This window comes from Streptomyces sp. NPDC006512 (assembly GCF_040611935.1).
GTDB lineage: Bacteria > Actinomycetota > Actinomycetes > Streptomycetales > Streptomycetaceae > Streptomyces.
Genome location: NZ_JBEXPG010000004.1, coordinates 1 through 23657 on the forward strand (window position 1 = coordinate 1; position 23657 = coordinate 23657).

Annotated in this window: 11 protein-coding genes; 2 read left to right on the top strand and 9 right to left on the bottom strand. The window is 75.0% G+C overall.

Going from position 1 to position 23657, the window contains the following annotated elements:
• Positions 1-94 precede the first annotated feature (94 nt).
• The 4 genes from ABZZ17_RS03810 to ABZZ17_RS03825 form a co-directional block, all read right to left on the bottom strand.
• The gene (locus ABZZ17_RS03810) at positions 95-3937 is read right to left on the bottom strand and encodes a beta-ketoacyl synthase N-terminal-like domain-containing protein (RefSeq protein ID WP_356871624.1); all 3843 of its coding nucleotides are present in this window, start codon (positions 3935-3937) and stop codon (positions 95-97) included.
• A complete protein-coding gene (locus ABZZ17_RS03815) occupies positions 3930-12752 on the bottom strand; it encodes an amino acid adenylation domain-containing protein (protein ID WP_356871626.1) in 8823 nt (2940 codons plus the stop codon). The genes ABZZ17_RS03810 and ABZZ17_RS03815 overlap by 8 nt, the downstream gene beginning before the upstream one ends.
• A gap of 163 nt (positions 12753-12915) precedes the next feature.
• Positions 12916-13428, bottom strand: coding sequence for a sigma-70 family RNA polymerase sigma factor (locus tag ABZZ17_RS03820; RefSeq protein WP_356871628.1), 513 nt, complete (start codon positions 13426-13428; stop codon positions 12916-12918).
• A 62-nt stretch (positions 13429-13490) separates the two neighbouring features.
• Positions 13491-14318: a hypothetical protein gene (locus tag ABZZ17_RS03825; RefSeq protein WP_356871630.1), complete on the bottom strand. Its 828-nt coding sequence runs from the start codon at positions 14316-14318 to the stop codon at positions 13491-13493.
• A 288-nt stretch (positions 14319-14606) separates the two neighbouring features.
• Here ABZZ17_RS03825 and ABZZ17_RS03830 point away from each other — a divergent pair, with 288 nt between their 5' ends.
• A complete protein-coding gene (locus tag ABZZ17_RS03830) occupies positions 14607-14882 on the top strand; it encodes a hypothetical protein (protein ID WP_356871632.1) in 276 nt (91 codons plus the stop codon).
• A 105-nt stretch (positions 14883-14987) separates the two neighbouring features.
• Here ABZZ17_RS03830 and ABZZ17_RS03835 read toward each other — a convergent pair whose 3' ends face one another.
• The 4 genes from ABZZ17_RS03835 to ABZZ17_RS03850 all read right to left on the bottom strand — a co-directional run bounded on the left by ABZZ17_RS03835 (position 14988) and on the right by ABZZ17_RS03850 (position 21787).
• Entirely contained in the window at positions 14988-18008 is a 3021-nt protein-coding gene (locus ABZZ17_RS03835) for a BTAD domain-containing putative transcriptional regulator (protein ID WP_356871634.1), read from the bottom strand.
• A 240-nt stretch (positions 18009-18248) separates the two neighbouring features.
• Positions 18249-19925 (bottom strand): histidine kinase, encoded by a 1677-nt coding sequence (locus tag ABZZ17_RS03840; protein ID WP_356871636.1) that lies wholly within the window; start codon positions 19923-19925, stop codon positions 18249-18251.
• Between the two features lie 72 nt (positions 19926-19997).
• Positions 19998-20813, bottom strand: a complete 816-nt coding sequence (locus tag ABZZ17_RS03845; protein WP_356871638.1) for an ABC transporter permease — start codon at positions 20811-20813, stop codon at positions 19998-20000.
• Between the two features lie 5 nt (positions 20814-20818).
• Positions 20819-21787, bottom strand: a complete 969-nt coding sequence (locus ABZZ17_RS03850) for an ATP-binding cassette domain-containing protein (protein WP_356871640.1) — start codon at positions 21785-21787, stop codon at positions 20819-20821.
• A 152-nt stretch (positions 21788-21939) separates the two neighbouring features.
• On the opposite strand from ABZZ17_RS03850, the gene ABZZ17_RS03855 reads away from it, so the two are divergent.
• Entirely contained in the window at positions 21940-22599 is a 660-nt protein-coding gene (locus ABZZ17_RS03855) for a response regulator transcription factor (protein WP_356871642.1), read from the top strand.
• 25 nt (positions 22600-22624) lie between these two features.
• Here the strand turns inward: ABZZ17_RS03855 and ABZZ17_RS03860 are convergent, their stop codons facing one another.
• Complete coding sequence (locus ABZZ17_RS03860; RefSeq protein WP_356871644.1) at positions 22625-23650, bottom strand: phytase; 1026 nt, start codon at positions 23648-23650, stop codon at positions 22625-22627.
• Positions 23651-23657: the final 7 nt, after the last annotated feature.

The window sequence follows — 23657 nt, forward strand, 5'->3', positions numbered from 1 at the left end:
GCCCGCCGGGCCGCGGACGGAGGTCCGCGGCCCGGCGGGCCCGGGCGGGTGAAAAGGGAAGGGAGGGTGGCGGACCGTGGTCCGCCACCCGTTCCTACGGGGTCCGGGACACGGTCGCGGGGTCCGTTGCCGAGGTCCTCAGCGCCTCCGCGAGGGCGGCGCCGACGACGGCGAGCGGCCGCGGTTCGGTCATCTCGTAGTGGCCGGCGGGCACCGGATGCTCGACGATGGCTCCGTCGACGTACCGCGCCCACTCGTCGGTCCGCCCCATGGCGTCGCCCGGTCCGCCGGGCCCTGCCGGGTCACCCGCGGCGGTGAAGAACAGGACGTCGCCGCGGAACGCGCCGGGGGCGAACCCCGGTGCGATCCGGAGACTGTTGAGCATCACCCGGGCGATGGTGGCCGCCTGGTGGGCGGTCACCGGCAGCGTGCCGCCGCCGGTTTCCTCGTGCTCCCGCAGCAGGCGCAGCGCCCCGGCCAGGTCCGGTGCCCCGTCCTCGGGCGGGGTGAGTCCGGCGACCCGCAGCAGCAGCCCTGCCACCTGCCGTTCGCCGTCCTCGGCGGACAGCGCCATGCCCTGGGGCAGGGGCGGGTCCATCAGGGCGAGCAGTTCGACCTGTTCCCCCTGTCGCTGGAGCGCCGTGGCCATCGCGTGGGCGACGACGCCTCCGTAGGACCAGCCGAGCAGCCGGTAGGGGCCGTGGGGCTGGATCTCGCGCAGGTGTCCGACGTAGGAAGCGACCATCTCGGCCGCGTCCGCCGCCGGTTCGGTGCCGGGGGCCAGGCCGTGGGCCTGGATGCCGTACACCGGCTGCCGGGCCCCGAGGTGGGTGAGCAGGCCCGAGTAGCGCCAGGCGACCCCGGCCCCCGGGTGCACGCAGAACAGCGGCCGCTGGTCCCCGTCCGGGCGCAGCGCGAGGACGGGGGCGAAGGCGTCCGTCCCGGCGCCGGGAGCGGCGCAGTCCTCCGCCCCCGCCGCCGCGAGGAGCCCGGCGATGGTCGGCGCGGTCATCAGTGCGGCGGCGGGTACGTCGAGGGCTCCCGCGGCCCGCATCCGGGCGGTCAGGACGACGCCGGCCAGCGAATCGCCGCCGAGGTCGAAGTAGTTGTCGTGGATCCCGACCCCCTCGATGCCGAGGGCGGCCTCCCAGTGCCGCGCCACCCGCCGCTCCCGCTCCGTGCGCGGCGCGACGTGGGGCGTCGCGAGGTACGGGCGCGGTGCGCGGGCCCGGTCGGCGGGCGCCGGGGACTCCCCCGGCGCGTCGTCGGCCCGGGGTACCGCTCCGGGCGCGTCGATCCAGTGCCGGGTGCGTTCGAAGGCGTAGCCCGGCAGGGACACCCGGTGCGACGGGGCGTGGACGGTACCGGGGGTGAAGTCCACCTCGGCTCCGGCGCTCCACAGCGTCCCGAGGGCGTCCGCGAGCACCTGCCCGTCGGCGGTCGCCGCCTTGGCGTGGCGCAGCGTGGGCACGGTCAGCGGTGTCCGCGGCCCGGCTCCGGCGCGGACGAGCTTGGAGAGGACGTCGCCCGGTCCGATCTCCGCGTACACCCGGACGCCGTGTTCCGTCAGGGTGCGGACGCCGTCGGCGAAGCGCACGGTGCGGCGGGTGTGGTCGATCCAGTGGCGCACGCTCGTCGCCTGCGCGTCGGTCACCCAGGTTCCGGTCACGTTGGTGACGTACGGGATCCTCGGCGCCCGCAGTTCGACCCGGTGCAGGGCCTCCGCGTAGGCGTCCAGGACCGGGTCGAGGACGTGGGAGTGCGCGGCGGCGGGCATCCGCACCCGCCGGTGGAAGACGCCGGCGGCCTCCAGACGTGCCTCGAACGCGGCGACCTGTTCCCCGGTCCCGGCGACGGTGCACGCCTCGGGGCCGTTGACGGCGGCGAGCGAGAGGCCGTCGCCGAGGTGGGGGCGCAGGGCCTCCTCGCCGAGCGCCACGCTGACGGTCGCGCCGCCCACGGAGGTGATCAGCCGCAGCCGCAGGGCGACGAGCGGCAGCATCTCCTCCAGGGTGAGGACGCCGGCCAGGCAGGCGGCCGTGTACTCGCCGAGGGAGTGTCCGGTGAGGGCCGCGGGGCGCACGCCATGCCGGATCAGCGTCTCGGCGAGGGCGTACTCCGTCACGACCAGCGAGAGGAAGGCTTCCACGCTCCCCGGATCCGTGTGCCGGTACAGCGCGGTGCGGATGTCGCCCCCGATGACGGGGCGGAGGATGTCGGCGCACCGGTCGACCACGTCGCGGAAGGTTGCGTGGTCGCGGTACAGGCCGGCGCCCATGCCGACGTACTGGGTTCCGCCCCCGGGCAGCAGGAACGCCACCTCGGGGGCTCCCCCGGCCGGTACGGCCACCGCGTCGGGAGCCGGTGCGCGCAGCGCCCGCACGGCTTCGGCGGGGGTGAGGGCGGACACCGTGGCCCGGTAGGGCATGGCGGGCCGGTGCGCGCGCAGCGCGTGCGCGGTGTCGGCCAGTGGTGCTCCGGGCCGGGCGTCGAGGTGCCGGGCGAGCGCCTCGCGCTGCCCGCGCAGAGCGGCCGGGGTACGGGCGGACAGGGTCAGCACCGGGTGCGGCGCCGCGTGCGCGGGCGGCGCCGCTGCGGGGGCGGCGGGGGCGGGGGCCTCTTCCAGGATCACGTGGGCGTTGGTGCCGCCCACGCCGAAGGCGCTGATCCCCGCGCGGCGGGGTGTCGCGTCCGCGGGCCAGTCCTGAGCCTCGGTGGGGACCCGGAAGGGGCTGGAGTCGAAGTCGATCAGGGGGTTGGGGGCGTCGAAGTGGAGGTTCGGCGGGATCCGCCGGTGCTCCAGCGCGAGCACCGTCTTGATGAAGCCGGCGATGCCGGCGGCGGCCCCGAGGTGGCCGATGTTGGTCTTCACCGAGCCGAGGGCGCAGTAGCCGCGGCGGTCGGTGCTCTGCCGGAACGCCTCCGTGAGGGCGTGGACCTCCAGTGGGTCGCCGATGCGCGTGGCGGTCCCGTGCGCCTCGACGTACGTGATGGAGTCGGCCGGGACCCCGGCCGCCGCGTGGGCGGCCAGGATCACCTCCGTCTGGCCCTCGGTGCTGGGGGCGGTGAAGCCGACCTTGCGGCGGCCGTCGTTGTTGATGGCGGAGCCCCTGATCACCGCCCTGATCCGGTCCCCGTCGGCCAGGGCGTCGTCCAGCCGCTTCAGGACGACCACGCCCACGCCGTCGCCCGAGGAGGTGCCCGCGGCGCCGGCGGCGAAGGCCCGGCAGCGGCCGTCGGGCGAGAAGGGCCCGTCGGGGACGTGCTGGTAGCCGAGCAGCGCCGACGGGTTGAGGGAGACGGCACCGGACAGTGCCATGTCGCACTTGTGGTCGATGAGGTCCTGGCAGGCCTGGTGCAGCGCCACCAGGGCGGTCGAGCAGGCGGTCTGCAGGGACAGGCTGGGGCCGGTCAGCCCCAGTTCGTAGGAGATCCGGGTCGCGAGCGTGCCCAGCGAGTTGTTGGTGGCGGCGTGGACGAGCGGCAGGGATCCGCCGCGTCCGGCGTACTTGGGGTGGACGTGGGAGGCGTAGTAACGGCTGTCGGTGGCTCCCGCGTAGACCCCGACCAGGCTGTCTCCCTGGCCGGCGGCGTATCCGGAGTCCTCCAGCGCGTGGTAGGCGCACTCCAGCAGGAGGCGTTGCTGCGGGTCGACGGTTTCGGCCTCGGCCGGGCTGTAGCCGAAGAAGGCCGAGTCGAACCGGTCGATGTCCCGGACGGTCGAGGCCATCCGTACGAGCAGGGGGTCGGCGAGGTCCGCCGGATCGCCTCCGGCGGCGAGGAACTCCTCGTCCGTGACGGGCCGGACGGCCTCCCGGCCGGCGTCGAGGTTCTCCCAGAACTCCTCGACGGTGTCGGCGCCCGGGAAGCGGGCGGCCATGCCGATGACCGCGATGGGCGGGTCGGCGTCGTAGTCGTGTTCCACGGGCTCATCCATCGTTGCGGGTCCTCTTGTTCGCGGTGTGCCGGCCCGCTCGTGCGGACCGCTGCTTCAGCACCTGCTGCCGGGCGCGGTCGAGGGCGGAGGCGCCGGCGGCTTCCGGGGCTCCGGCGGCGGGCGCGGCCGGACGGGTTCCGTTCCCGGCCGCTCCGCCGGTGACGGCTCCGGTACTCACGAGGTGGCGGGCCAGGGTCCGGACGGTGGGGTGGGCGAACAGGTCGACGACGCTCAGTGCGCAGCCGAGCTCGTCGTTGACGGCGGTCTGGGCGCTCACCAGGAGCAGCGAGTGGCCGCCCAGGTCGAAGAAGTTCTCCTCGGGTGCGACGTGGTCCCGGCGCAGGAGGCGCCGCCAGATCGCGGCGACGGCCTCCTCCGTACGGCGCGTCAGCGCGTCGGCGCCGGCCGCTTCTCGGGGCCGTGAGCCGTCCGTGTCCCCGGACGGGGTTCCGGCGGAGCGCAGGACCCAGTCCTCGGGGGCGCCGCAGCGGCGCGCCGCCTCCGCGGCGGCGGCGTGCAGGGCGCCGAGGTCCGTGCCGTCGTCCAGGGCGACGCGTCCCGCGAGGCGGTGGAGGGGGCGGGCCGGGCCGGTGGTCTGGGAGCCGATCCACAGGGTGGTGCGGTCGGCTCCGACGAGGACGTGGGGTTCGTCGAGGGACCGGGCGAAGTCGAAGGCGCGCAGCGCGGTCCGTACGTCGAGGGTCCGGTAGCCGCGTGCCTCGGTCAGGGCCTTGAGGGGGTAGCCCTCGCTGACTCCGGTCTCGTCCCACATGCTCCAGGCGAGGCTGGTGCCGGGCAGGCCCACGGCGTGCCGGTGCTGGGCGAGTTCGTCGAGGAAGGAGTTGGCGGCCGCGTAGGCGCTGCTGAGCGAGCCGCCGAAGTGGCCGTTGACGGAGGAGAACACCGTGAGCGGGGCACGGGGGTGTTCCCGCGCGACACGGTGCAGTGCCCACCCGCCCAGGACCTTGGCGGCGACGGCGTCCCGCCACGCGTCCCGGGTGTACCCGGTGGCGGAGCCCTGGTCGAAGCGTCCTGCCAGGTGCAGGAATCCGGTGGGCCCGGCCGGCCAGGCGGCGGACGTCCGCGACAGTGCCGTGCGCAGGGCGTCGACGTCGGTGACGTCGACGGCCTCGTAGCGGACCTCGCCCAGCTTGCCGAGCTGCCGCAGCGTGGCCACCGCGCGGTCGGCGGTGTCGCTGCCGGAGGTGGTCCGGTCCCAGGTCTCCTCGGGCGGCAGGACGGTGCGCCCCAGTAGCAGGAGGCGGGTCCCGGGGGTGTGCAGCAGGTGTTCGGCCAGGGCGGCGCCCACCCCGCCGAGCCCCCCGGTGACGACGAGGTAGCCGCCGGGCCGGGTGCCGGCCGGGTCGGTGTCCGCTCCGGCCGTGGCCGGCCGGTCGGGCAGCGGGGCGAGGCGTCGCACCCAGCGGCGCCCGTCGCGCAGGGCGACCTCCTCGTGCGCTCCGGCGGACAGCTCCGCCAGCAGCAGCCCGGCCATCTCCGTGGCGGGGGCGGGCGGCAGGTCGATCATGCCGGTGCGCAGCCAGGGGAGTTCCTCGCGCAGGCTCTTGAGGAGTCCCGGTGCGGTCGCGTGGACGTAGGAGGGGGTCTCCCCGGGGAGGACGGCGCGCGCGCCCGCGGTGGCGAGGACGAGCGAGACGGGCGTGTCGTCGGTGTGCCGGGCGGCGAGGGCCCGGGTGAGGCACAGCAGGCTTTCCGTACCGTCCCGCTGGGCGGCGAGCAGTTCCGCGGCCGTGTCCGGGTCGGCGCTGGTGGTGTCGAGCGTCGCCAGGTGGACGACGGCGTCCAGGGGACGGTGGTCGGCGGCGAGTGCTTCCAGGAGGAGCGTGTGGTCGGCGTCGGCATCGGGGCGCAGCCGGTAGTGGGCGGCGTCCTCGCGTACGAAGCCCTCCCCTTCGGTGACCAGGGTGCACAGGGAGCCTTCGGTGCGCAGCCGTCCGGCCAGGGTCCGGGCGGTCTCCAGGGCGGTGCTGCCGCGGCCGGCGAACAGCAGGGTGTGCCGGGGGGCGGGGCCGGCCGGGCGGGGGCGCCGGGCGGGCTGCCAGACGGGCCTGAGGAACCAGTCGGGCACGGTGGCGGCCGTTCCGAGGAGCTTCTCGGCGTCCTGGACGGCCCCGTCGAACTCGCCGGCTTCGAAGCGCTTGCGCAGCTGGGTGCGCTGGATCTTGCCGATCTCCGTCTTCGGGATGGTGTCCGCCCCGACCGGAACGAGGTAGGCGGGGCTGACGCCGATCTCCCGGGTGACCTTGCCGCGTACGGCGCGCAGGGCGCGGGCGGGGTCCTGGCCGGGGGCGAGCTGGAAGAAGAGGGCGAGTTCGTCGGTGACCGACGCGGCGTCGGCGCGGACGGCGCAGGCGGCCGTGAAGCTGCGGACGACGCAGTCCAGTTCCTCCACGCAGGACTCGATCTCGTGGCTGTAGTGGTTGACGCCGTTGACGATGATGACGTCCTTGGCCCGGCCCGTGATGTACAGCTCGCCGGCGCGCAGGAACGCCAGGTCGCCGGTCTCGAACCAGCCGTCGGGGTCGAAGGCCTCGGCGTTGGCCGTGGGGTTGTCGTGGTAGCCGGAGGTGACGGAGGTGCCGCGGACCTGGAGGCGGCCGGCGGTGCCCTCGGTGACGAGGAAGCCGGCCTCGTCGACGATCCGCATCGCGAATCCGGGGTAGGGCAGACCGCAGCTGACGAACGGTCCCTCGTCCGGTGCGGGGTGGTGGGCGAGGACGGTGTCGGTGACGACCGAGGAGGTCTCGGACATGCCCCAGCCGGGGTGCACGACGTCACCGGCGAGTCCGAAGGGGGCGAGGACGTCGAGGAAGCGGCGGACGCTGCTCGCGACCACGACCTCACCGGCGTTGGTGACGAGCCGCATCGCGGAGAGGTCCCACGTGCGGTCGGCGAGCCGCTGCGCGTGTTCTCCGACGAGGCCGAAGGCGAAGTTGGGGGCCCAGGTGACGGTGGCCCGGTGCCGGTCCGCGAGTTCCATCCAGCGCAGCGGGTCCTGGAGCACCCAGGAGGTGGGTGCGTGGACCTGGCGGGCGCCGAGGAACACGTCCCTCAGGTGGAACATCACGACGCCGGTCACGTGGTCCAGCGGGATCCAGTTGAGGGAGACGTCGTGCTCGGTGAGGGAGTTGACGGCGGCGCAGGCGGCGGCCCGGGTGAGCACGTTGCGGTGGTCGAGGAGGACCCCCTTCGGCAGGCCCGTGCTGCCGGAGGTCTGGAGCATGAGGAGGGTGTCCCCGGGGCTCGCCCGGTACCAGTCCTCGTCCGAGGGCGCCTCGCGCAGTTCGTCGACCGTGGCGATGCGGGGGTCCGGCCAGTTCCGGCGCTCGGCGAGCCCGCGCAGGTGCGGTTCGTGGGTGCGGGAGGTGACGACCCAGGGGCCGTCCAGGTTGCGCCAGATGCCCTCCAGCTTGTTCAGTGCCGCCGAGGGCGTCGTGTACGACGGCGGTACGGTCAGGGGGACGGCGACGAACCCGCCGAGGACGCATCCCCACAGGGCGGCGACGAAGTCCTCCGTGTCCTCGCACTGCAGGACCACCGTGTCGCCGGGGCGGATCCCGAGGGCGCGCAGGCCGCCCAGTACCCGGGACGCTTCCGCGATCACGGAGGTGTAGCTGCGGCGGGTCTCGGTGCCGTCGGCGCGGACGTGGACGATTTCCGCGTGCGGGCCGCGGCCGGCGGCGCGGACGAGTGCCTCGGCCCAGGTCGACACGCCCGGGTCGGGCAGGGGCGGTCCCTCGCTGAGGGCGGGCGCCGCGTGCGCGCCGGGTCCGGCCGCCGGGTCCTCGGCGCGGGTCCGGGTCGTGGTGGCGGGGAGGTAGCGGCGGCCGAGCTCGCGCGGTGCCTCCTCCAGCGCCGCGGCCGCCGTACGGACGCCGGGGACGGCGGCCAGGGCACGCTGCCAGGCGGTGGCGCTCTCCTGGTCCAGCGGTGCCATGTCCTTCAGCGCGTCCCGGTCGAGGGCGCCGTCCGGGTGCCGGGGAAGGGCGGTCACCGCCGTGACGCGCGGGGCGGGGTCCAGTGCGGACAGCTGCCGGGCGGCCTGCTCCACCGCGTGGGCGCGGGTGGGGACGGCGAAGGCGACCGGGCGGTCCGGGTCGAGGGTGCCCGGCGGGAGGACGGCCACCTCCCGCAGCCCGCCCGCGGCGAGCAGCGCCCGCTCCACGGCGGCGGTGTCGTACGGCTGCCCGGCCGCGGGCGCGGTGGTGCGCCCGCCGGCCCGGGGCGGCCCGGCGAGGGCGCTGAGGGGGCGTGCGGGGTCGGCCGCGACGGCGGTGAGCAGGGTGTGGAGGTGCTCCGCCAGCGCGGCGGCGGTGCCGTGGTCGAACACGTCCGCGTTGTAGTCGACGTGCCAGGCCAGGCCGTCGGGCCGGCCCTGCGCGTCGCGCCGCTCGACGACGTCGAGGAACAGGTCGAACTTGGCGGTTCCGGTGGGCGTGGGGGTGAGGGCGGCGGTGTCGCCGCCGAGGCGCAGGACGGCCTCGGTGTTGTTCTGGAGGGCGAGCATCACCTGGAAGAGCGGGTGCCGGGCCGCGTGGCGCGGCGGGTTCAGGCTGTCGACGAGCCGTTCGAAGGGCAGGTCCTGGTGGTCGAAAGCGGCCAGGTCGGCGGCCCGTACGCGGGCCAGCAGTTCGGTGAAGGCGGGGTCGCCCGAGCTGTCGGTGCGCAGGACCAGGGTGTTGCTGAAGTATCCGACCAGGCCGTCCAGCGATTCGTCGGCGCGGCCCGCGACGGGCGTGCCGATCGCGATGTCGGTGCCGCCTCCGGCCCGGGTCAGCAGGGCGGTGAGTCCTGCCTGGAGGACCATGAACAGGCTGGCTCCGCGGTCTTCGGCCAGCTCCAGGAGGTCGCGGTGGACCTCCGGGTCCAGCGTCAGCCGCAGACTTCCGCCCCGGTGGGACGGTACCGCCGGCCTCGGCCGGTCGAAGGGCAGCGGGGTCTCGGCCGGCAGCCCCGTCAGGGCGTGGCGCCAGTAGGCGAGCTGACGGCCCATCACCCCGTCGGGATCCGGTTCCCCGGCCAGCAGGTCCCGCTGCCACACCGCGAAGTCGGCGTACTGCACCGGCAGCGCCTCGAACGCGGGGGCGCGGCCGGCGGCGCGGGCCTCGTAGGCGGTGGACAGGGCCTCGGCCAGCGGGCGCAGGGACCAGCCGTCCGCCGCGGCGTGGTGCAGGACCAGCACCAGGGTCCGGCCGGAGGCGGCGTCGCCGTAGAGCCCCGCCCACAGCGGCAGGTCGTGTACGAGGTCGAAGGGGTGCCGGCAGGCGGCGCTCACGTACGCGTCGACCTCGGTGGCGGGGCAGTCGACGACGTGCAGGTCGGGCCGTACGGACCCGGCGGGGAGGATCCGCTGGTGCGGGGCACCGTCCTCCTGCGGCAGGAGCGTGCGCAGGATCTCGAAGCGGTCGGTGACGTCGGCGAGGGCGGCGCGCAGCGCGGCCGGGTCGGGCTCGTGTTCCAGGCGCACCACCAGCGGGATGTTGTAGGTGGCGGCGGTGACGTCGAGCTGGTTGAGGAACCACATGCTCTGCTGCGCGGCGGACAGCGGGAGCGGGCCGGGCCGCTCGGCGGGGACGACGGGCGGGCGGGACGCCGCGCTCCGGCCGGCCTCGGCGAGCCGGGCGGCGAGGGCGGCGGGGGTCGGGGTCTCGAAGATCGCGGACAGGGCGAGTTCGGCGCCGGCGCGGCCGCGCAGCAGGGTGACCACGCGGGTGGCGAGCAGGGAGTGGCCGCCCAGGGCGAAGAAGTCGTCGTCGGCGCCGACCGTGCCCGCGGGCAGCCCGAGGACCTCGTCGTAGAGGCGGCACAGCAGGGCCTCGGTCCCGTCGGACGGGGCGCGGCCCGACGCCGCGGCCACGAAGTCGGGGTCGGGCAGGGCCCGGGCGTCGAGCTTGCCGCTCGCGGTGAGCGGCAGGGCGTCGAGGAGGACGAAGGCGCCGGGGAGCATGTAGGGGGGCAGCAGTCCCGTGAGGTGCTCGCGGTAGGCGGCCGGGTCGCGGCCGGCTCCGGGGCGCGGTACGACGTAGGCGGCGAGCAGGACGTCGTCGGTGCCGGTGTTGCGGCGCGGGACGACCGCGGCGTCGGACACGTCCGGGTGGCGCAGGAGCGCCGTCTCGATCTCGCCCGGCTCGATGCGGAAGCCGCGGATCTTGACCTGGTGGTCGGCGCGGCCGACGTACTCCAGGGTGCCGTCGGCCGCCCGGCGCGCGAGGTCGCCGGAGCGGTACATGCGCTCGCCGGGCGCGCCGAAGGGGTCGTCGACGAAGCGCTCCGCGGTCAGGTCGGGGCGGCCCAGGTAGCCGCGGGCCACGCCCGGTCCGGAGACGTGGATCTCGCCGAGCCAGCCGGGCGGTGTCGGTCGCATGCAGTGGTCGAGGACGTGGACGCGCAGGTCGCGGAGGGGGATCCCGATGATGCTGCGGGGGTTCTCCTCCTCGATCAGTTCGCGCGTGACCCGGAAGTAGGTGGTGTGCACGGTCGTTTCGGTGATCCCGTACATGTTGACGAGCCGGGGCGCGCTGTCGCCGTACCGCCTCACCCAGGGGCGGAGCCGGGCCGGTTCGAGGGCTTCGCCGCCGAAGACGACGTAGCGCAGGGCGAAGGGCCGCGCCGGGTGGGGGGACTCCTGGTCGGCCCGTACGAGCTGCTGGAAGGCCGAGGGCGTCTGGCTGAGGACGGTGACGGCTTCGTCGCGGAGCAGCGCGAGGAGGTCCTCGGGTGCGCGGGTGGTCTCCTGCGGGACGACGACCAGCCGTCCGCCGTGCAGGAGGGCGCCCCACATCTCCCACACCGACACGTCGAAGGAGTAGGAGTGGAAGAGGGACCAGACGTCGTCGGCGCCGAACGTCATGTGCGCGGAGGCGGATTCGATGAGGCGCACCACGTTGAAGTGCGAGATCTCCACGCCCTTGGGGCGGCCGGTGGAGCCCGAGGTGTGGATGACGTAGGCGAGGTCGTCGGGGGTGAGCGGGGCGGTGCGGTCCGCGTCCGTGAGGTCGCGGGGCGCGCGCGTGGCGAGTTCCTCCTCCACGGCCGGGTCGCCCAGCACGACGGTGTCCGCGACCTCCGGGAACAGGGCGGCGCTGTCGGCGTCCGTCACGAGGGAGCGGGGTGCCCCGTCCTCCAGGACGACGCGCAGGCGTTCGGCCGGGTAGTCGCGGTCCAGCGGCAGGTAGGCGGCGCCGGTCTTCAGGACGGCGAGGACGCCGACGAGGAGTTCCGCCGAGCGGGGCAGCGCGAGGGCGACCGTGCGGCCCGGGCCGGCTCCGCGGTCCACGAGCAGCCGGGCCAGCCGGTTCGCCCGGGCGTTGAGGGCGGCGTAGCTGAGCGACGTACCGCGGTACGTGACCGCCGGCGCGTCCGGGGTCCGGGCCGCCTGGGCTTCGAACCGGGCGGGGAGGGTGGCGTCGGGCGCGGGCCGCACCGGGGCCGGGACCGGGGCGTGTGCCGGGTAAAGCTCGGGCCATTCGTCCGGGTGCAGGAGGGAGAGGGCGGTGAGCGGCGTGGAGCCGTCGGCGCCGGCCAGCTGGTCCAGTACGTGCAGGAAGCGGCCCTGGTGGTCGGCGAGCAGTTCCTCGGTGTACAGGGCGGGGTTGGCGTCGAAGGTCAGCAGCAGTCCCTGCCCGCCCGCCGTTCCGGGGCGCACCCCGATCGACAGGTCCTCGACCCGGCCTCCGGAGTAGTAGTGCGGCGTGGTGGCGTGCTCGCCGAAGGTCAGCTCGTGGGTGAAGGGCACCAGGTTGACGACCGGCCCGTACAGGCGGCGGCTGCCACCCAGCATCTTCAGGTCGCGGCGCAGGTCCTCGGCCCGGTAGAGCTGGTGGGCGCGGACGTCGCGGACCTCCCGCGCCACGGAGCGCACGAGGTCGAGGACGGTGGTGCCGGGGCCGGTCTCCACCCGGAGCGGCAGGATGTTCGAGGCGGTGCCCGGGGTGCGCAGCGCCGCCGAGCCGAGGCGGCTCAGCGTGGTGGTGCCCAGGACCACCTCGGTGGCGCCGGTGGCCCGGTGGACGTAGGCGGCGGTGGCGGCGAGCAGCAGGTCGGACTGGGCCACGCCCATCCGGCGGGCGGCCTCGGTGAGCCGTGCGCCTTCGCCCGGACCGATCTCGGTGGTGCGGCGCAGGAACGGCGCCGACGCCGGGGCCGTGCCCTCGACGAGTCCTTCCGCACTTTCCATGCCGTCGAGGCGTCGCGCCCAGTGGTCGCGGTCGCGGGCGTACCGGTCGGAGGCGCGGTAGGCGGCTTCCTCGTCCAGCAGCGCGGACAGCGGGGCGAGGGTGCCCGGCGGCACCTCGGTGCCGGCGGCGAGCGCGGTGTAGACCTCGGCCAGCCGGGAGGCGACGAGGAGGTACCCGTAGCCGTCGAGCAGGATGTGGTGGGCCCTCAGGAACCAGAAGTAGCGGTCCTCGGCGAGCTTGAGGAGCGCCTGGGAGAAGAGGGGGCCGGCGACGAGGTCGACGGGGGTCAGCAGGTCCTCGTGGATCCACTTCTCGCAGGCCGCGCGGGGGTCGTCCGCGCCGCTGAGGTCGACCACGGTCAGCCGGGGGTCCGCCGCGCCGGCCGGCCGGGAGCACGGGCCGGCCCCGCTGGTGTCGGTGAAGGTCAGCCGCAGGGTCTGGGCGTCCTCCACGGTCCTGCGCGCGGCGGCCTCGAACAGCGCCTCGTCGACGGGGCCGTGGATCTCCAGGCCCTCGCCGGTGTTGAAGGTCGCGCCGACGGGGTCGAGCTGCTGGGCGAACCAGATGCCTTCCTGCGCGCCCGAGAGGGGGCGAGGGGGGCGGGTGGGAGAAGTCATGCCGATGGTCCTCACGAGAAGGGAGAAAGGGGATGGGGGAAGGTGCGGGGCCGGGGCGGGGCCCGGACGGGGCCGCGTCGGCGCGGTGTTCCGGGACCGCCGCGGGTGCGGGGCGGCGGGTGTCCCCGCCGCGGGGCCGCCGTCCGTGCGGTGGGCCGGGGGCTCACCAGGCTTCGCGGAAATTGCGCCGGGCCCGGTGCAGGCGGGAGCGGACGGTCCCGATCGGTACGGCGAGCACCGTCGCCGCCTCCTCCTCGCTCAGGCCGTACAGCGCGCGCAGGGTGAGCACTTGCTGGTGCCGCTCGGGCAGCCGGTTCATGACGTCGGAGATGTGCACCCGCATCAGCGGGTCCGCCGTGTGCTCGGCCTCGGCGAGGCCCTCGGTGCTGCCCTTGCTCAGCCGCTTCGAGGTCCGCACCGCCTCCCTGCTGGCGACGGCGCGGACCCAGCCGTAGAAGGCGGCCGGCTCGCGGAGGTCCCGGATGCTCCGGTAGATCGCGATCATCGCTTCCTGGAAGGCGTCGGAGCTGTGGCGCTGTGCGATCGAGGAGCACACCTGGCGGACGAAGGGGGTGATGTGGAGCAGCAGGTCGTTCATGGCCTGCCGGTCCCCCGCCTGGGCGCGGGAGAGCAGGACGGTGTGGGAGCCGAGGGAGGTCGGGGACGAAGTGAGCACGTGTCTGCCTGCGATCTTCGGTGTCGGGTGGTGGGACGGGGGCGGGGACGGATCCCCCTGGGTCATCCGGTGGGGTGGCGTACGGCCCGGGCCTGGGCGAAGAGCCCGGCGGCCGTGATGCGGTCGGCCAGGAGCCCGGTCGCCCCGGCCGTGCCCGTGTACAGCCGGCTCTCGCCCCGGGCGTCCCGCTCCACGTAGGCGCGGACGAGGTGGCGGAGCGCCGTGTACGGGAGGGCGTCGGCGAGTACGGACAGGCCGTAGTCGAGGGAGTGCGGGTCGCCCGGAAGCAGGTAGGTGGCGTACTCGCCGGGCACCGCCTCCGGTCCCAGCGGGGGCCGCCGCCCGCTCCGCGACTCCTCCCAGGTGTCCCGTACCGCACACCGGATCTCCTCGGCCGGCAGCGCGGCGAGCCGGCCGAAGGCTCCGGGGACGGGCGCGGGGGCGGGGCGGCGCCGGCCCGGGGCGCCCGGCGGCGGGCCGTGCAGGAACGCGGCGACCCAGTGGGCGGCCTCGTCCGGGTCGGCGGGGGTGTGCACGCGGGGGGCGAGGGGGGTGTCGCCGAAGTCGCGTCTGACGTCGGCCTGTACGGCGGCGCACCGCGGCACCACGTCCGGGCCCGTCACGACGAGCACCTCGCAGGCCCCCTCGCCCATGCGGTGCAGGGTCAGCTGGTGGGCCACGGGGTGGGAGCCGTCGACGAGGCAGGGCCACACGTCCGCGATGTCGTCGGCGCCGAGAACGTGCGGGCAGCGGTTCACCACGCGCAGGCCGTGTGCCTCGACGGCCCGGTCCAGGCGCTCCGCCAGCCCGGGCAGCCGGTAGCCGTCGGGGGTCACCAGCAGGACGCTGAGGGGGGCTCTCCCGGTGCCGGGCGCGCGGTCGTGGTGCATGGGGGCCTTCTCTCGTCGGGGGCCGGGCGCGCACCGCGCAGGACACCCCGCTCTCCTTCAACAGAGCTTCTGCACAAGGCAGTTGAAGGACGGCCACGGGTGTGTCGGACGCGTTCGGGGGCGCTTTCCGGGAACACCGCCGACTCTAGGAGGGCGGCGATGGACGCCCGATCGACGGCGCGATCTACGGATTCGGCCGGGTCGTCGATCGGTTGTAGATCGGCCCTGCGGCGACCGGTGGAAGAGTCGTTGTCGTTCGCCCCTTCACCTGGATGGAAAAGGCCTCTCATGAACCACCGCCGCACCGTTTCCGCTCGCCGGCCCCAGATGGTTTCCGCACTGCTGTCGCTCTGCGCGGCGGCCGCGGTGGTGTCGGGCGCCCTGGTCTCGGACGCCGGGCTGTGGCCGGCGGCCCACGCCGGGAACGGGAGCGTCACGAGCGCCTCCGGCTCCGCCCCGAACGGGACCGTCATCGACCCGTCCGTCATCGACCCGTCCGTCATCGATCAGTCGGTCGTCAACCCGTCCGTCATCGACCCGAACTGGAACAACACCGGGAACTGACCCCGGCGGACGGTACCGGTCCGTCGCCCTGCCCGTCCGGAAACGCCGTAGGGACCACCAGGTCGGTGGTCCCTACGGTGTTGTCGGCGCCGGCCGGAATCCGCTCTACGCGGGAGGGCCCAGCCTGCTCAGCAGCTCGACGGTCTCCTCCCGGCCGGCCAGGGGAAGGCGGTCGTGGATGTGCAGCGCCTGTTCCAGGAACGCCCGCGCCCCTTCCGGCTCCGCGCGGTCCAGGAACACCTTCCCGCACACCAGCAGGGCATGGCATTCGGCCTGCTCGTCGCCGCGCCGTCGGGCCAGGGCGATCGCCCGCCGCGCCTCGGACTCGGCGGCGGGATGACGGCCGAGCAACCGCAGCGTGTCAGCGAGCCGGTAGCGGACGTGGACCTCCCGGCCCCCGTCCCCGGCGCGCAGGCAGGCGTCCAGGGCCTCGGTCTGCCGACGCGCGGCCTCCTCGTGGCGTCCGGCCTCGCTGAGCGCGATGCCCTGCACGTACAGCGCGTACGCCACCGCGGCCGCGTCGTCGAGGGCGCGCCCGGCCTCCAGCATCGCCTCCGCCGTCCGCATCGCCGCCTCCGTGCCCCCTGAACGCGCCTGCGCCAGAGCGCAGTTCAGGCTGGTGGCGATCTCCCCCGAGCGGTGGCCGAGTTCGCGCGCCAGCACGATCGCCTCCTCGTACCGGACGATCGCCTCCGCGAAGTCGCCCAGCGAGACGGCGATCAGTCCCAGGTCGTTGAGCGCCTGGCGCAGGATCACGAGGTCCCCCGCGAGGCGGCAGGCTTCCACGGCCTGCCGGGCATGGGCGTACGCCGCGGACGGCCGGCCCGCGCGCAGGGCGAAGGAGCAGCTCAGCCATTCGGCCCGGCCGTACGAACGCAGATCGCCCCGCCCCTTGGCGGCAGCGGCGACCGTCAGCGCCGCGGGGGCCAGCTGCTCGTGGCGCAGGTCGCCGACGAAGGGGCTCAGTGCCACGAGCAGATCGGTGGCCGCGGGCAGCAGCCCCTGGGCCGGGGCCCCGGCGCCGGGGCCGGCGCACGATTGCAGGGCGAGTACGGCGAGTTCGAAGTGTGCGGCCGCCCACGCCCGGGCCTCGGCCGCGTCCGCGAGCGCGGTGCCCCGGGTGCCGAGCGAGGCGAGCGTACCGGCCACCGGGTCGCCGGGCACGAGCCGTTCGAAGGCGTTGCACGCGGTGGCGAGCAGGTAGCCGAGCAGGTTCTCGTAGGCGAGGTCCGCTTCGGCCCGGTCGTGGACGAGGGCCCGGCCCCGTCCGAACAGGCGCAGCAGATCGTGCAGCCGGTAGCGTCCGGGGGCCGGCGATTCCAGCATGGAGGCGCTGACGAGCTCCTCCAGCAGGTCTTCGGTGTCGAACTCGGCGGTACCCAGGATCGCACCGGCCGCGTCCAGTCCCAGCTCGGCGGCCGTGGCCACCGCGATCAGGCGGAAGGCCCGCGCCTGGTCCGGGGTGAGGTGGCGGTAGCTGAGGTCGAAGGCCGCTTCGACGGCCAGGTCGCCGACCTTCAGCTCGGACACCTTGCGGGCCTCGTCCGTGAGCCGGGCGGTGAGGACCGCGAGCGGCCAGCCGGGCCGGGCCGCCAGGCGGGCGGCCACGATCCGGGTCGCGAGGGGCAGCTGACCGCAGGCCCCGACGAGGGCGCGGGCCGCTTCCCGTTCGGCGCCCAGCCGGTCGCGCCCGATGATGCTGCCGACCAGGCTGATGGATTCCTCCGGGAGCAGGCGCCCGAGGCAGAGCTGCACCGCGCCTTCGAGGCTGGCGAGCTGGCCGCGGCTGGTGACCAGCACGGCGCAGGTGGCGGCCCCCGGTATCAGGTGGCGGACCTGGGCCGCGTCGGCCGCGTTGTCCAGCACCATCAGCACGCGCCGCCCGTCGAGCACCGTGCGCAGGAGCCTCGACCGGCCCTCGACCGTGTCCGGAAGCAGTTTCAGCGGATAGCCGAGCCCTTCGAGGAAGGCACCGAGGACGATGCCCGGAGCCTCCGGGTCCCGTTCCATCCCCCGCAGGTCGGCGTAGAGCTGGCCGTCCGGGTAGTGGTCGCGGACCTGGTGGGCGACGTGCAGGACCAGGGACGTCTTGCCGATGCCGCCCATTCCGGAGACGGCGGCGAGGGGAAGGCTGTCGCGGTCCGTGCCGACGAGGAGGGCGCGCAGCGTGTCGATCTCGGCGGCGCGCCCGACGAAGTCGGACACGGCGCGCGGCAGCTGTGCGGGAACGGTGGGCCGGAACGTCCCGGCGGGCCCGGCTTCCCCGCCCGTGGCGGTACCGGCCGGGGCGGGTGGGCTCCCGGCGGTCACGCTCTCGCGGGGGCCGAGGTCGTCCGCGGGCGCCTGCGGGGACGTGTACAGCCGGCGGTGGAGGGACGTCAGCTCGGCGCCCGGCTCGACCCCTTGCTCTTCGACGAGCCTGCGGCGCACCTGCTGGAACAGCGCGAGCGCTTCGGGCGTGCGTCCGGTGCCGTGCAGCGCGCGCATGAGCAGTCCGTGCAGCCGTTCGCGCCCGGGGTGCTCGGCGGCCAGTACGGTCAGCTCGGGTATGGCCGCCTGGTACTGGCCGAGGGCCAGCGCCACCTCGTACTTCTCCTCCAGGAGGGCGGTCCGCAGCTCGTTCCACCGGTCCCGCTCGCGCTCGGCGAAGGGCCCGGGCACCTTCGACAGCGGCTCGCCGTGCCACAGTTCGAGCGCCGACGTGACGAGCCGGTGCGCACCGGTCAGGTCGCCCGCCGCCCGCGCCCCGGCCGCCCCGTCGGCCAGGCCCGCGGCACGCGGAGCGTCCACCGCTCCTTCCGGTACGTCGAGCCGGTAGCCGTCGCCGACGGACACCAGGACGCGGGGGGCGGCGGGGTCGGGCTCCAGGAGCCGCCGCAGCCGCCACGCGTAGGTACGGACGTGGGAGACGGCGCCGTCCGGCGAACCGTCCCCCCACACACCCCACATCAGGTCGTGCATCGAGACCCCGAAGCCGGGACGCAGCAGCAACTGCGTCAGCACGGCCTGCTGTTGGGGCGAACCGGGCTTGACGGCCCGCCCTTCGCTCCAGACGCGCACCGGTCCCAGTACCGCGAACGCCAGGCGTTCCGAGCCGTCTTCCCCGACGGCTTCGCGCACGGACACGCCGCCCCCCTTCCGTCCCGCCGATCAGGGGTCCCCCGCACCGGTCGTGCTCGTCGTTCCCCCGCCTCACCGGTTGGTCGGACCGGCAGGTCGGTTCGGTGGCAGCGGATGCGTACGCGTCCGCGCCTCACCCCGACAATGCGAGCAAGCACGGAGAAATCAGAGAAACTGCCACGGACGATCATATTACTGCCCGGTACGCAGTGCCGGGGTCCGGCCTCGGACCGTCACGGCCCGCTCTTACCCGGGCCGTCCCGGCAGGGCCTCCGCGGTGAGCAGGCGCGGGCCGTCGTAGCAGAGCCGGTACACGTCCACCGGCTCCAGGAGGTTCCCGTTGGAGCGGTAGTGCGCGCACACCGCGCCCGGGGGTACGGGCCGGGCCCTCACCGCGTCCGGCAGGTAGCGGAACTCCTGGGCCGGCAGGACGCGGGCGACCTCCGTGCGGTCCTGGCCCGGCCGCAGGGAGGCGAAGTCCGCCGGGCTCAGGACGCAGCTGGTGAGCTGCTGGGCGAGGTACGCCGCGCAGACCAGGGTCAGGATCCCGAACCCGGCCGGTACGGCGGCCGCGAGGGCGAACCGGCGCCGGGCCCGGCGCCGGACCTCGGCGAGCCGGCGCCCGGTCGGCGACGGCCCGTCAGGATCGGGGTACGGGGCCCCGGCCGGGTCCGCGTACGGATCCGCGTCCACGTCGGTCGCGGGGGCCGGGTCCGGCCGCGGCTGCTCCGGAGCGGCCGGGCGGTGCGGCGCGACCCGGTCCGGGAGCGTCGCGAGGAGTTCGTAGCCGCCCGCGCGGGGTGCGGCGCGCAGGGTGCCGCCGATCAGCCGGACCCGTTCGCGCAGCCCGGGCAGCCCGTGGCCGCCGCCCGCAGGGACCCGCACCGGCGGGGCGGGGGCCGCGTTGGTGACCCGTACGACGGTCCGGCCGTCCCGGTGGGTGAGGCGTATCCGGATCGCGGATCCGGGGGCGTGCTTGACGGCGTTGGTCACCGACTCCTGGACCACCCGGTACAGCGTGCGGTCCACCAGCGGGGAGTGCCGGGGTGCCTCGCCCTCGCGCAGCAGTTCCGCCGTGACCCCGGACCCCCGGACCCGGCGGACGAGGTCCTCCACCGACTCGGCCGGGGAGGGTGACGGCGACGGTTCGGGGCCGGCGCCGCCGCCGGCCCGCAGGACGCCGATGGTGTCGCGCAGGTGGCCGACCGCGTCCGCGACGGCGGCGCGGAGCTCGGCGAGGTCCGCCCGGTCCTGGCCGGTGAGCGTCGGCGACAGCTCCAGGGCCCCCGCGCGCAGGGCGACGAGGCTGAGTTCGTGGCCGAGCGAGTCGTGCATGTCGGCCGCGATCCGGGCCCGCTCCCTGAGCCCGGCCCGCTCGGCGACGTACCGCTGCCGCTGCTCCAGGGCGCGCGCCCGCTGCCAGCCGCCGCGCACGAGGGCCCGGCGGGCCCGCCGGTAACGGCCGGCGAGCCAGGGCAGGACCAGGGCGAGGGGCACCAGCGAGAGCGTGTAGAACCAGTACACGGCGTCGACGCGCAGCACGGCGCACACGGCTAGGTGGACGGCCGTGCAGGCGCCGAAGAGCAGGAGCGCCTCCCGGGTGGCCGCCGATCTGCTGCCGAGGAGGTACGTCATCACGGCGAGGGCCAGCAGGTAGGGGCTGGCGGCCGGCACGGGGTGGGCCAGGCCCAGCGCACAGAGGCCGTTGGCGAGGAACACGGCCGTGCCGGGCCGGGCGCGGCTGCCGGGCACCGCCACCGCGAGGACCAGCAGCGGCAGCACCACCGTGAGCAGGAGCGAGGGTTGCGCCTGCTGCCGGTAGGCGTGGACACCGGCGGCCGACAGCGCCGCCCACAGGGCCAGGTCCCGCGCGGCCCTCCCCCGTAGCGGCCCGGCCGCCGTGGCGATTCCCGGTGTCTTCACCCGCCGCACCCCCCTTGGTCGTTCTCGTGTCCCCCGCCCCGGCCGACGAGGCTACCCGCGCCGCCCGCCGGTCTACGCGTCGCGACGGCGCAGGACGAAGCGGCCGGCCAGATGGGTGGCCGCCGTCCAGGCCACCACGATCAGCAGCCCGACGGAAGGCGGGTGGGGGCCGCTGCCCGACCCGAGCATGAAGTGGCCGCCGGAGGTCTGCGGCAGGTACTCGTTCACGGCCAGCAGGAACGGTCCGCCCAGGGCCGTGCACATGCTCGGCAGCACGGAGAGCACGACGAAGACCGCCGACAGGGTTCCGGCGGCCGTCCGCAGCGCGAACGCCGCTCCGACGGTCAGGACGGCGGTCAGGGCGCAGTAGACGCCGACCGCCAGGGTCTGCGCGGCCGCCTCGGAGGCGTCGAAGGAGGCGTGTCCCCGGAAGGGGATCCAGGCGACGGCCATGCCGAGGACGGTGTACAGGACTCCGGCGGCGAACGACACCCCGGCGGCGACGAGCGATTTGGCCAGCTGCACGCGGTGCCTGACGGGCACCCAGAGCAGCGAGGTGCGGATGCTGCCCGTGCCGTACTCGCTCGTGACCATGAGCATGGCCAGGACGACGATCACGAACTGGACCAGCATGACGGACGATACCGGGGCGTTGCCGAGCGGCTGGACCGGCTTGTCGTTGATCCGGGCGATGGAGCCGTAGTAGAAGGTGAACACCACGGTCAGCAGGGTTCCGGCGAGGAGGCAGACGTACGGGGTGCGCAGGGACCACAGTTTGGCCCACTCGGCCGCGACGGCGCCGGCGAGGCCCCCGCCGGCCGGGACGTTCCGGGCCGGTGAGGCGTTCCGGGCCGGCGGGACGTTCTGGATGTTCCGGACGGACGGCATGCGGGTCACACCTCGGTCTTCCGGGTCGGGTTCGGGGCCGCGGCATTGCTGTCCGGGGCTCCGTACTCCACGCTGCGCGCGGTCAGTTCCATGTACGCCTGTTCCAGGGAGGCGGGGACGCCGTCCAGCCGGTGCAGCCGGACGCCGAGCCGGTGGGCCAGGTCCCCGACCTCCTCCGCGGTGCGACCGCGTACGGCGAGCTCGTCCGCCTCCGCAGCGCCGGCCGGCTCCACCGTCACGTCGGCCCGCGCGGTCAGGTGGCCGGTCAGGGTGCGCCGGTCGCCGGGGTCCGGCACGCGCACCCGGACCGAGGCCGACGCGCTGCGGGCGAGGAACTCGGCCATCCCGGTGTTCGCGAGCAACCTGCCCCTGCCGATGACGACGAGCTGGTCGGCCGTCAGCTGCATCTCGCTCATGAGGTGGCTGGAGAGGAGGACGGTCTTGCCCTCCGCGGCCTGGGCGCGCACGAGTTCGCGCACCCAGCGGACGCCGTCGGGGTCCAGGCCGTTGACGGGCTCGTCGAAGACGAGGACCCCGGGGTCTCCGAGGAGGGCCCCGGCGATCCCGAGGCGCTGGTGCATGCCCAGGGAGAACGCCCCCGCGCGGCGCCGGGCCACCTTGGCGAGGCCCACCGTCTCCAGTACCTCGTCCACCCTGCGGGCGGGGATGCCGTTGCTGCGGGCCTGCGCGATCAGGTGGCCGCGCGCGGAGCGGGCGGGGTGCAGGGCCTTCGCGTCGAGGAGCGCACCCACTTCGCGCAGGGGGTGGCGGATCGCGGCGTACGGCCTGCCGCCGATGAGCGCTTCGCCCTCCGTGGGGTGGTCGAGACCGAGGATCATCCTCATCGTGGTCGATTTCCCGGCCCCGTTGGGGCCGAGGAAGCCGGTCACCCGCCCTTCCTCGATGTCCAGCGTGAGGCCGTCGACGGCGACGGTGTCGCCGTAGCGTTTGGTGAGCCTTCTCAGGGTGATCACGGCAGTCCCTTCGGTGTTTCCGGTACGGGAACGACCGTAGGAACCGGGGCGGGTGGCGCGCGTCAGCCTCGGGGCGGTGACCGGTGCCCCTACTTTCGTCGGGGGTCCCCCCGTCGAAAGGCCCTTCAGCGGGGCGTCGTTAGACTGCGCCGATGGTTCAGGTGCTGATCGCGGACGACGAGATGATGGTCCGTGCAGGTGTGCGCGCGATCCTGGCGCGGGACCCCGCGGTCGAGGTCGTCGCCGAGGCGGCCGACGGGTTCGAGGCCGTCGAGGCGGTGCGCGCGCACCGGCCGGCCGTCGCGCTGCTCGACATCCAGATGCCCGGGCTCGACGGGATCTCGGCGTGTGCGCGGATCCACCGCGAGCTGCCCGGCACGGCGGTGGTCATGCTGACCACCTTCGGCGAGGACGAGTTCATCGACCGGGCGCTGCGGGAGGGCGCGAGCGGTTTCCTGCTGAAGGCGGACGACCCCCGGGAGCTGCTGGCCGGGGTGCACGCGGTCGCGGCGGGCGGCGCGTACCTGTCGCCGCGGGTCGCCGCGCGGGTGGTCGCCGGGCTGCGTGACGGCCGGTCGCGGAGCGGGCTGCCGCCGCGGCGTGCGGTGGAGCGGCTCACGGAGCGGGAGCACGAGGTCCTGGCGCTGGTCGGGGCCGGTCTGTCCAACGCGGAGATCGCCGGCCGGCTGGCGCTGGTCGAGGGCACGGTGAAGGCCCACGTCAGTGCGGTCCTCGGCAAGCTCGGCGTCCGCAACCGGGTGGAGGCGGCGATCGCCGCGTACGAGGCGGGCCTGACCGGACACGACCGGTAGGGCCCGCCGCGTACGGGGGCGGCCGTCAGCCGAAGTGCGCGGTGACGCGCTGGAGCGGGACGAACTTGAAGTTCTGGTTGCCGCTGGTGCCGGGGGTTCCGTTGGAGCCGTCCTGGCAGATGAAGACGCCCTGCGGGAAGGCCGGGCCCAGGTTCGCGGCGGTGGCGTCGATGCCGTCGGTGTCCTCGCAGTCGTCGGCCGCGGTCCCGTTGGAGACGGCGAAGCGGCCGAGGTAGGCGCGGGTGGTGCGGTCGTAGACGGTGAAGTCGTCGCTGCCCTGGGAGGAGACGTAGAGCCGGTTGCCGGCGGCGGCGATGCCCTCGGCGTCGGCGGTGAGGTGGCCGCCGGATCCGGTGGAGTCGAGCTTGGTGCGCGCGGTGCCCGCCGTGGGTTCGGCGCCGTACACCCAGACGCCGACGTCCTCCTCGCCGAGGTAGAGCTTGCCGGTGCTCTCGTCGGCGTAGCAGCCCTCGACGGCGGAGCCCGCGTCCCACAGCCGGACGGAGGTGGCGGTCACCGAGGTGCCGTCGACGGCCAGTTCCCACTGCTCGACGCGGCCGGAGGTGGAGTTCGGGAACGCGTACAGCTTCCCGGAGACCGGGGAGGTGTAGAGGCAGATGCCGTGGGCGGTGACCTCGGTGGGGACGTCTTTGAGGTGCTTCAGCTGCCGGGTCGCGGGGTCGATGCGGTAGACGTGCATGGCCCCGTCGCCGCCGGCGGCCTCGTCGTCGGCGGAGACGACGATGTCGCCGCGCAGGTCGACGTTGTTGCCGTGGTCGCCGGAGATCCGCTGGATCCGGGCCCCGGACAGGTCGTAGACCTCCAGCGCGCCCTTCTTGTCCGTGGCGACGACCACGGACTTGGCGGGGTCCGTCGGGTGGACCCAGATGGCCGGGTCGTCGGCCGCGTCCCCGCTGTGCGAGACCGGGGCGGTCTCGACGGTCGCGGTGACGGAGACGGGAGCCGCGTGCGCGGGCGCGGCCGGCATGACCACGGCCGCCAGGACGGCGGCGGGCAGAACGGCCCTACGGACAGAAACGGTGAGCGGCACCGGGTTT